Origin of the sequence: Dolichospermum sp. LEGE 00246 (genome assembly GCF_015207865.1) — a bacterium.
Classification (GTDB): Bacteria; Cyanobacteriota; Cyanobacteriia; order Cyanobacteriales; family Nostocaceae; genus Dolichospermum; species Dolichospermum heterosporum.
In genome coordinates, this window is record NZ_JADEWA010000450.1 from 1 (window position 1) to 4,465 (window position 4,465).

The following is a 4,465-nucleotide window of genomic DNA, read 5'->3' on the forward strand; positions in this document are numbered from 1 at the left end:
TTTATTTGTTTTTTTTTTTTACAACGTAACGACCACCACCAAGATCTACACGGTCTAGGTCGTCGGCAGCGTCAGACGTGTATAAGAGACAGCCCCAACTCCCCCTACCCCCTCTTTTGTAATTTTTTGAGATTTTGATAAATTTCTGGCAAGCGGCTATAAATTGCTGATGCTCTGAGGTAGAGTTTGTGTGGTATGGCTGGACTACCTGAGACAATTTCTCCCGGTGCAACATCCTTGAGAATACCAGTTTGAGCGGAAGCCATTGCCCCATCTCCAATTTTAGCCTGATTGGCAATTCCCACTTGTCCAGCTAAAATTACTCGATTTCCAATCTTTACGCCTCCAGCCATGCCTGTTTGACCTGCTATGGCGCAACCAGAGCCTATTTGACTGCCATGCCCTATCTGCACTAAGTTATCAATTTTGGTATTTTTACCAATTCTTGTTTCTCCGACTGCGGGACGGTCTATGGCTGTGTTACAACCTACTTCTACTCCATCTTCTAAAACGGTGTAACCCGATTGTTCCATTTTCAACCAACCTGTCCGAATAGGGACAAAGCCAAAGCCTTCTGCACCAATCACAGCACCGCTATGAATAACGCAATCTGCACCGATTTGGGTGCGTTCGTGGATGGTACAGTTAGCGTGTAGGGTGATGCGATCGCCTATTTTTACTTCTGGATAAATAACGACATTAGGATGAATAATGGCATGATTGCCAATTTCTACATCATGAGAAATAACAACATGAGCGCCAATATACACATCATCACCAATTTTGGCGCTGGGGTGAATCACGGCACTAGGATGAATTTCGGGAGTAGGACGGTAAGGTTGATAAAATAGGGCGATCGCTTTCGCAAATACCAGTCTGGGTTGAGTTGTTGATAACCAAGCTAGACCCTTTTCTCCGGCTTGATTCTGCAATTTTTCATCTGGGGGCAAAATTACAGCGCTCGCACCAGTAGAATTGAGCAATGCGGAAAATTTAGCTCCTTCTACATAGCTGAGAGTCCCCGATATTGCTTCATCTATGGCTGCAACTCCAGTAATTTCTAAATCAATGTTAGGGCTACTTTCGGTAATATAATCACCAAGTTGATTGAGAATTTCACTAAATTTCATACTGATTTACTAAAACGATTTATAGATTTTTGTCTCACGCAAAGGCGCAAAGGCGCAAAGGAAGAAATTAATTTCCTGTTGCTTTTGTCATGGACTGACCGGCTAAGTAGGCTGTTGTCCAAGCACTTTGGAAGTTAAAGCCACCTGTGACACCATCAATATCTAATATCTCACCGGCAAAATGCAAGCCGGGGACTATTTTACTTTCCATTGTTTTGAAGTTGACTTCTTTGAGGTTCACTCCTCCACAGGTGACAAATTCTTCTTTAAATGCACCTTTACCTGTGATTAGGTATTCTCCTTGGGAGATTTCTTGGACTAGTTGATTTAAGGTTTTGTTGGATATGGTTGCCCAACGTTCTTCTGTGGGAAGATGGATACGATTGATAATATATTGCCAAAGCCGATGTGGTAAGTCTACACCACGATGTAAGGCGATCGCTTTTTGTCCCCATTCAGCTTTGACGGTTAAAAGTTTTTGTCTCACTTCTTCTTGTGATAAATCTGGCAACCAATTAATCAGTAATTTGTGTTGATAGCGATTTTCATTAAGAATTCTTGCACCCCAAGCCGAAAGTTTCAACACTGCTGGACCACTTATACCCCAATGGGTAATTAATAATGGACCTGTTTGTTGTAATGGGGTTTTCCCTGTACCTGGTAAGCGCAGATTTACAGAACTAATGCTAATTCCCGCTAATTCCCGCAGTTTAGCATCCGCAACGTTAAAGGTGAACAAGGAAGGTACAGGAGTTTGGATCTCATGACCTAATTCCCTAGCAATTTTATAACCAGCTAAACTGCTACCTGTAGCCAATAGTAAGCGATGACACTCTTTAGTTTCTCCCGACTTGAGGAGAATTTCAAAACCTGTATCTTTGCGGGTGACAGCCGTAACAGGTGTACCAATACAAAGTTCTATGTTGGCATCAAAAACCGCCTTAATCAAACATTCAGCAATGGTTTCCGAACGGTCTGTAATCGGGAACATCCTTCCGTCAGCTTCCGTTTTCACATTCACCCCATGCGCCGCAAACCAAGCTATGGTATCTAAAGGTTGAAAGCGGGTAAAAGCACCTAATAAAGCCTTACCACCTCTAGGGTAATTCTGGACTAAAATTTTTGGTTCAAAACAAGCATGAGTAACGTTACAACGCCCTCCACCGGAAATCAGCACTTTCGCCAAAGGTTGACGACTCGCTTCAATTAAAGTAACCTGGGCTTGGGGATTAGCTTCAGCACAAGCGATCGCACCAAAGAATCCCGCAGCCCCACCACCAATAACTACAATTTGCAAAGGTAACAACTTCAAAAATTTTTTAATATTTCAGATTTCAGACTTCAGATTTCAGATCCCCGACTTCTTCGAGAAGTCGGGGATCTATCCTATGTCCATATTACTCTTCATATAACTCAAAGTCCGATTTTGCTGCACCACAAACTGGACACACCCAATCATCGGGAATATTTCCAAAAGCCGTTCCTGGCGCTATATCACCATCAGGATCACCTATTTCTGGGTCATAGATATAGCCACAAACCGTACATATATACTTTTGCATCTTTTTTACCTCTGATCAATGACTTGTCAGTTTTTTTGATGTAATAATTATTGGTGGTAAATCTAAAAACGCCACCATCTCCTTGAGCAATAACTGAAGATTGCCAAAGCTATAGCCCCAAAGAACAGTAGAGTAATTACACCACCAGGAAGGAAAGTGATAATACCCAATCCTCTCAGTACGAACAAGGATACGCTCATCCCCAAGAGAATCCCAAAACCTTGGATTAATTTGCCATTTAAAGAAGATTGACTCACGGTGTTTTCCTGTTAACTCCAATTTGCGTTGGATATAAAAATGATGCTTCCATAAGTGAACATAAACTTTAGACTCATTGCGAAAACTCTATGAATTCGACTGTAATTAGAATTGAGCAAGTTAAACTCAATTAAATTATCAAGGTTAATCAGTTAAAACGTTACCAAAATCACTATATCTGCATTATATATGTCAAACTCAAATCTTAAAAATATCGCTTACGCCATGTTACCATTACCAGATAGCCTCTGGAATCAAGATCAGCAAAGACTGCTGATTCAGGGGGAAGTATTAGTACAAACAAGATCCCATACTAACTGGGGTGGTGCTGTTACCGCTTGTATGTATGTACCCCTAATGAGATCCCATGTCTGGCAACAAATTACAGATTACCCCCGTTGGGTACAATATTTTCCCGATATCACCAAAAGTGAAGTCATATCTAAAGGTGATGTCAAACGTCTCTATCAAGCCGCACAAAAAGCCTTTTTATTTTTCACGGCTCAAGTAGAAATTTATTTGAGCGTGGTGGAGGTATTAGGGCAGCAAGTCCAGTTTCGCATGGAAAGAGGCTCATTTGCAGATTTTCATGCCAGTTTAGAACTCAAAGATATGGGTAATGGCACTTTATTAGCTTATACCGTACAAGCCACCCCCAACATTCCCATCCCCTCAATTTTTATTGAACAAGCAATGAATTTGGAGTTACCAGCAAATCTATGTAAAATGCGACAGGTGCTTTGTAATCATCAATAATAGCAATGTCACAGGCAAAAACTATTTTGGATTTTTGGTTTGGTCATCCAAATGACCCAAATTACGGGAAGATTCAACCATTTTGGTTTGAAAAATCGTCAGATTTCGATGCTAAGGTCTGCGACTTTTTTTTGGAAGACTACCAAAAGGCGGTAGCAGGATCTTTACATGATTGGATGAATTCACCAGAAACCTGTCTAGCTTTAATTCTGTTGCTAGATCAATTTCCCCGAAATATGTTTCGTGATACCCCACAAGCCTTTGCAACTGACTGGGAAGCACTATCATTAGCGCAACACGCCACAAACAAAGGCTATGATAGACGATTATTAGCTGTGCAGCGCTGGTTTATATATTTACCCTTTGAACATAGTGAAAACCCTATTGATCAACGGAAGTGTATTAAGCTATTTCAACAACTTAGTCATGATCCCTACAGTGCAAAAGCGATTGAATCGGCTTTTCGACACAAGGAAATAATTGCTCGATTTGGTCGCTTTCCCCATCGTAATGCCATTTTAGGGCGGATTTCTACCCCAGAAGAAGAGGAATTTTTAGAACAACCTGGTTCTTCCTTTTAGATTGGGGATTGGGTTATTTTTCTTGCACCCTATGTGGGTTTAAAACTTTTAATTCTCTCATTTACAGCGATTTCCAGTCATATAAGGCACATCCTAGCCCCCTCATCGCACCCCCCTAAATCCCCCCGCAGCGGGGGGAAGAAAAGGATAAGCTTTTGATACTGGAGGGGGTTGGGGG

Annotated in this window: 5 protein-coding genes; 2 read left to right on the forward strand and 3 right to left on the reverse strand. The window is 41.5% G+C overall.

Annotated features, from left to right (window positions below; all coding sequences use genetic code 11):
- Positions 1-104: 104 nt before the first annotated feature.
- The 3 genes from lpxD to rd form a co-directional block, all read right to left on the reverse strand.
- A complete protein-coding gene (gene lpxD / locus IQ228_RS21885) occupies positions 105-1,130 on the reverse strand; it encodes a UDP-3-O-(3-hydroxymyristoyl)glucosamine N-acyltransferase (protein ID WP_027402721.1) in 1,026 nt (341 codons plus the stop codon).
- Positions 1,131-1,197: 67 nt separating this feature from the next.
- Positions 1,198-2,436, reverse strand: coding sequence for an NAD(P)/FAD-dependent oxidoreductase (locus IQ228_RS21890; RefSeq protein ID WP_193964430.1), 1,239 nt, complete (start codon positions 2,434-2,436; stop codon positions 1,198-1,200).
- A gap of 91 nt (positions 2,437-2,527) precedes the next feature.
- Positions 2,528-2,692, reverse strand: coding sequence for a rubredoxin (gene rd, locus IQ228_RS21895; protein ID WP_071992801.1), 165 nt, complete (start codon positions 2,690-2,692; stop codon positions 2,528-2,530).
- Positions 2,693-3,139: 447 nt separating this feature from the next.
- Between rd and IQ228_RS21900 the strand changes: the two genes are divergently transcribed.
- Both IQ228_RS21900 and IQ228_RS21905 read left to right on the forward strand, forming a co-directional pair.
- Positions 3,140-3,706 (forward strand): SRPBCC family protein, encoded by a 567-nt coding sequence (locus tag IQ228_RS21900; protein ID WP_035082469.1) that lies wholly within the window; start codon positions 3,140-3,142, stop codon positions 3,704-3,706.
- A 5-nt stretch (positions 3,707-3,711) separates the two neighbouring features.
- Entirely contained in the window at positions 3,712-4,287 is a 576-nt protein-coding gene (locus IQ228_RS21905) for a DUF924 family protein (RefSeq protein WP_027402718.1), read from the forward strand.
- Positions 4,288-4,465 lie beyond the last annotated feature (178 nt).

Bases quoted from the DNA above. Each gene is read 5' to 3' on its own strand.
- lpxD (WP_027402721.1), bottom strand. From the start codon at position 1,130: ATGAAATTTAGTGAAATTCTCAATCAACTTGGTGATTATATTACCGAA.
- rd (WP_071992801.1), bottom strand. From the start codon at position 2,692: ATGCAAAAGTATATATGTACGGTTTGTGGCTATATCTATGACCCAGAA.
- IQ228_RS21900 (WP_035082469.1), top strand. From the start codon at position 3,140: ATGTCAAACTCAAATCTTAAAAATATCGCTTACGCCATGTTACCATTA.
- IQ228_RS21905 (WP_027402718.1), top strand. From the start codon at position 3,712: ATGTCACAGGCAAAAACTATTTTGGATTTTTGGTTTGGTCATCCAAAT.